At 58.1% G+C, this 4,694-nt stretch carries 6 protein-coding genes and 1 pseudogene; all 7 read left to right on the top strand.

Annotated elements, in window-relative coordinates; translation table 11 throughout:
- Complete coding sequence (locus ACYVG7_RS04570; RefSeq protein ID WP_460882046.1) at positions 1-951, top strand: phage protease; 951 nt, start codon at positions 1-3, stop codon at positions 949-951.
- Positions 952-1,860, top strand: coding sequence for a Mu-like prophage major head subunit gpT family protein (locus ACYVG7_RS04565; RefSeq protein ID WP_460882045.1), 909 nt, complete (start codon positions 952-954; stop codon positions 1,858-1,860).
- 61 nt (positions 1,861-1,921) lie between these two features.
- Positions 1,922-2,413, top strand: coding sequence for an HI1506-related protein (locus ACYVG7_RS04560; protein WP_460882044.1), 492 nt, complete (start codon positions 1,922-1,924; stop codon positions 2,411-2,413).
- A 2-nt stretch (positions 2,414-2,415) separates the two neighbouring features.
- Complete coding sequence (locus ACYVG7_RS04555; protein WP_460882043.1) at positions 2,416-2,829, top strand: gp436 family protein; 414 nt, start codon at positions 2,416-2,418, stop codon at positions 2,827-2,829.
- A complete protein-coding gene (locus ACYVG7_RS04550; protein WP_460882042.1) occupies positions 2,829-3,251 on the top strand; it encodes a phage tail terminator protein in 423 nt (140 codons plus the stop codon). The genes ACYVG7_RS04555 and ACYVG7_RS04550 overlap by 1 nt, the downstream gene beginning before the upstream one ends.
- Positions 3,248-4,012, top strand: a complete 765-nt coding sequence (locus ACYVG7_RS04545) for a phage tail tube protein (RefSeq protein WP_460882041.1) — start codon at positions 3,248-3,250, stop codon at positions 4,010-4,012. The genes ACYVG7_RS04550 and ACYVG7_RS04545 overlap by 4 nt, the downstream gene beginning before the upstream one ends.
- Positions 4,013-4,140: 128 nt before the next feature.
- Positions 4,141-4,694: pseudogene (locus tag ACYVG7_RS04540) on the top strand (tape measure protein); the annotation flags it as partial.

Below are 4,694 nucleotides of genomic sequence, written 5' to 3'. Positions count from 1 at the left end.
CTGCTACCCGCTGGCGCATTTACAGCCCGTGATGGCAGACCCTTCGATGTGGAGGGCGGTCAGTGGCACCTGGACGAACAGACGGCAGGCGTGTTGATTGGCAAGGCTCGTAAGTTGGGACAGGACATCCTGATCGACTACGACCACCAAACCCTCAAGACCGACCAGAACGGCCAATCCGCGCCAGCTGCTGGGTGGTTTAACGCCGACGAGATCCTGTGGCGTGAGGGCGAAGGCCTGTTTATCAAACCCCGCTGGACCGAGAAGGCCGCCGCCCATCTGTCGGCCGGTGAGTACCGGTTCCTCTCTGCTGTATTCCCTTATGACGCTAACGGCCGTCCGTTAGAGCTGCGCATGGCCGCCCTGGTCAATGACCCAGGGGTGGTTGGCATGCAGGCGCTGGCCGCATTGGCTNAACTCCTGGCCAAGCTCGGGATCGAGGTGCCTGCAGACGGTCAATTGACCGGCGAGCAGGAAACCGCCGCGCTCTCCGCGCTCGAAGCTGCGCTGGATAAGTCGAAGAAAGTCCCGGAGCTGGAGCAGTCCGTGGCTGCACTCAAGGCTGCTACGCCTGCTCAGGGCCAGGTTGATTTGGACAAGTATGTCCCGAAAGAAACCTACACCGCCCTGGTCGAACAGTTGGCTGTGCTGTCGGCCAAGGTCGATACCACCGATGCCGACTCGGTCATTAAGGAAGCCCGCGAAAAAGGCAAGGTCGTGGCGGCAGAAGAGGACTATCTGCGTCAGTACTCCGCCCAAAAGGGCGTCGCCGCGCTCAAAGCCATGCTGGCCCCGCGCCCGGCTCTGGCTGCCCTGTCGGCACAACAGACGTCCAGCCTGCCTGATCCGCAAACCAAGGGAACTGCCGTGCTATCGGCAGAAGACAAGTACGCCGCCGACCAGCTGGGTATTCCCCATGCTGACTTCGCCAAGCTCAAGGAGACCAACTAAATGGCCATCGTTACTCATGCGCTGATTTCAGCGCTCTTTACCGGATTCAACAAGAACTTCCAGGATGCGCTGGGCGCCGTTCCATCTCAGTACACTGAAATCGCTACGGTGATCCCGTCCACCACCAAGTCCAACACCTATGGCTGGCTCGGTAAATTCCCCTCCTTGCGCAAGTGGGTGGGTGATCGGGTCATCAATTCGATGGCGGCCCATGGCTATGCCATCACCAACGAAGACTACGAGTCCACGGTTGGCGTCGATCGCAATGACATTGAGGATGACCAACTGGGCATCTACGCGCCGCTGTTTGCTGAGATGGGGCGTGCCGCTGGTGTCCATCCGGATGAGCAAGTTTTTGCTGTGCTCGCTGCCGGTTTCACGACAGCTTGCTATGACGGCCAGTATTTCTTCGATACCGACCATCCGGTTTACCCCAATGTGGACGGTACCGGCACCCCAGCTTCGGTTGCGAACCTGGTAGTGGATGGCGCGTACGCCGGTGAGCCTTGGTATGTGCTGGATACCAGCCGCGCGTTGAAGCCGCTCATCTTCCAGGAGCGTAAGAAGCCGCAGTTGATCTCCATGGACAAGGTGGATGACGAGTCGGTGTTTACCAAGAAGCAGTTCCGTTACGGCGTCGATTGCCGTGATGCGGTGGGGTTCGGCTTCTGGCAGTTGGCGTTCGCCAATAAGCGCGCCCTGAATGCGGACAACCTCTGGGACACCATCGAGAAGATGCGAGCCATTGAAGGGGATGGCGGCAAGAAGCTGGGTATCAAGCCGACGATCCTGGTTGTTCCTCCGTCACTGGAAAAACTTGCCACTCGCTTGCTGGAACGTGAGCAGGACGCCAACAGCTCGAACGAGCTCAAGGGGCGCGTCAAGTTGCTGGTCGCCGACTACCTGTAACTACCCGTTTAACGCCCGTGTAAACGGGCGTTAAACCCCACCATTTAGGGGGATTCATGAAATGGTCAAATCTATTCCGATTCATGTCGTATCTGTGGCCCATACCGGCTATTTACGAGCGGGTGTGCGCCTGGACGCGGGGGTTAATGAAATCACTGTGTCACCTGGCCAGCTCGCGGCCATGGAAGCCGACCCGCGTCTGGTGGTCACGGTGCTGGCTGCGGCTGCAGAACAGCTTGCCGATGATGATGCGCCGCCGAAAGGGGGTGTGGACTCTGGTCTGTATGGCTCCAGCGTAGGCGACCAGTTACCACCAACATCTTTAGCCACCGGTACCCTCGGCGGGGTGGTGGAGCAGGATGGCACGGTTAAGTCACTGGACGACATGAGCCAGACCGCGCTCAAGGCGCTGGCTAAGGATCTGGAAATCAAGGGCTATACCGGCATGGATAAACCAGCTCTGGTCGCTGCTATAGCGGCCACCAAGATCCAGTACGACGCCTCCGAAGCTGACGGCAAGAAGCCAGTCGCTGACGAGCAGGCCGAGGGCTAAGCATGTACGCCACGCTCCAGGATATGCAAAGCCGGTTCAGCGTCGATCTGTTGCATGTCGCCGTGATCCCGGGTACTGCCAATCTGGACGAGGCGGTTATCACCCAGGCGCTGGCGGATGCCAGCAGCCTGATTGATGGCTACCTGGCAGGGCGTTACCCGCTGCCATTGGCCCATGTGCCAACGGCGTTGGTGCCGATCTGCTGCGACATTGCCCGCCACCGGCTCTATGGCGAGCAGGCTCCGGAGCAAATCGGCAAGCGGTATGAATCCGCTGTCGCGTTCTTGAAGTCTGTTGGCCGTGGTGAGCTGGCGCTGGGAATGTCGGCTGATGGTGAGCAACTGGAAAGCCAGAACCTGGCCGAACTGCAATCCGATGGTCGGGTGTTTGGTCGCCAAAGCGGAGGGTTTATCTGATGGAGGTCGATTGGCTGGATGCGGGCAGTCGCCTCCGGGAGCTGTTGCAGCCGTTGAAATCACAAGGCTTGGTGGATGTGTTTGTCGCTACGCAAGTGGCCGATGTGCAGAACCTCGGTCAGATAGTCCCAGCGGTTCACATCCTCTACCAGGGGGACCGGGTCGTTGAGGGCCATCAATCAGGGCTGAGCAGCAAAGTCGATCAGCAGTGGTTGGTGTTGCTGACTCACAGACAGACTCCGGGACAAGCAACGGCTGGGGTCTGGTTGCATCGGCTGTTGACCGCCATCGCTGGAAAATCGTTTGAGAAGTCCACGTTCGTGCGGGTGAATCCATCTGTGCGGCCAAGTTATAAAGCTGGCGTTGCATATCTGCCGCTGGCGTTTGAAGTTACGTTGAAATTCAAAGGAGAACTTCCATGAATCAAGAACCAAAAACCCTGCACTTCGGTGGCTCGATGTTCATCAATCCAAAGGTGGACGGCGTCTTTACCGGTGCGATTGGCCCGCTGGAAGTGGATAAGCTGGAAATCAAGCCGGATGCGGATAAGCGCACCATCGCCAGCAAAAAGGCTGAAGGCTATGGTAATAGCCGCAAAACCTATTACACCGGCAAGCCTGCGATCATCACGATTGCCACCAATGAAGTGCCTCCTATCCTGTTTGCCGCCGCGTTCATGGGCGAGCAGGTCACCATCAATCAAGGTGCTGGAACCAAAGCAGATCTGGCGGTGACTCTGCCTGCGTATCCTGCCTGGGCTGATTTGCCAAATACCAACCTGGCCAGTGCCGGGCTGACTGCAACTGGGCCATCGGCGGCACCCCTGGGTGTGGATGTCGATGTTGAAGTGAACTATGCGCTGGGTCTGATCCGGGCGACCAAGGGGGGCGCGGTGAAAGCGGGTGGAGCCATCACCATGGGGTACAGCTACAACGCAGTGACCGGCACGCGCACCAAGGGTAATCTCAAACCAGCCATTGAAGCGAAGGTGATCCTGGATGGCAAGAACCTGATCGATGGTACCCCGGTGAAGCTGACGGTGCCGCTGGCCAGCCTGAGCCCCAAGAACGCCGTGGACTTCATGAGTGAGAAGGCCATCGACATTACCCTGGAAGGTGAGCTGATGATCGCCCCTGGTGAAACTGCCCCATTCTATGTCGATGAGTTGGCGACGACTGTCTAACTCGCTATGCTGTAGCCACTTCAAAGCCCTGCCATCGTGCGGGGTTTTTCTTATGTAATACACAATAAACCCTCTCAAGGGGCTCCGCTTTATACCATGGGGTTAAACCATCCAACCCTGTGGCATTCATGAGCAACAAAGATCTGAAACTAGCCCTCGAACTCGCCGCCAAAGCCACTGGCCGCGAGGAGATTGCCGAGCTCAATAAAGAGGTAGGCAATCTGGGTCCTATCTCCAACGCCGTGGAGCAAGAGACCAAAGAGCTGGCTGAACGTCTGCAGCAGCTCGGCCAACAGCGCGATCAGATCGATGCCTTCAATAAGTCCAAAGAGGCGCTGACTCAACTAGAGCTGGCGACAGTCCTCTCCCGCGACAAACTCGAATCATTGCGCAAGGTTCAGGCCTCCGGTGTCGGTGATGCCGAGCAGTTGGCCAAGCAAGAGAAGCTGCTGGCTAGCGAGGTCAAACAGCTCGAATCTCAGCTGGTTCGCCAAGCCGCAACTCACACCAAGCTGGGAGTAGGGCTCAAGCAGTCAGGCATCGATACCCGCAATCTGGGCACCGAGCAGAATCGCCTGCAGCGCGAGATCAATGAAACAGCCTCCCGCACCGAGAAGCTAGCCAGAGAACTGACGGGCAGTACGGTCGCGGCAGCATCGTTCGGGTCGTCAATCGGTGGTGT

This window comes from Pseudaeromonas pectinilytica (assembly GCF_054780855.1).
This window is presented reverse-complemented; position numbering and strand designations above follow the sequence as displayed.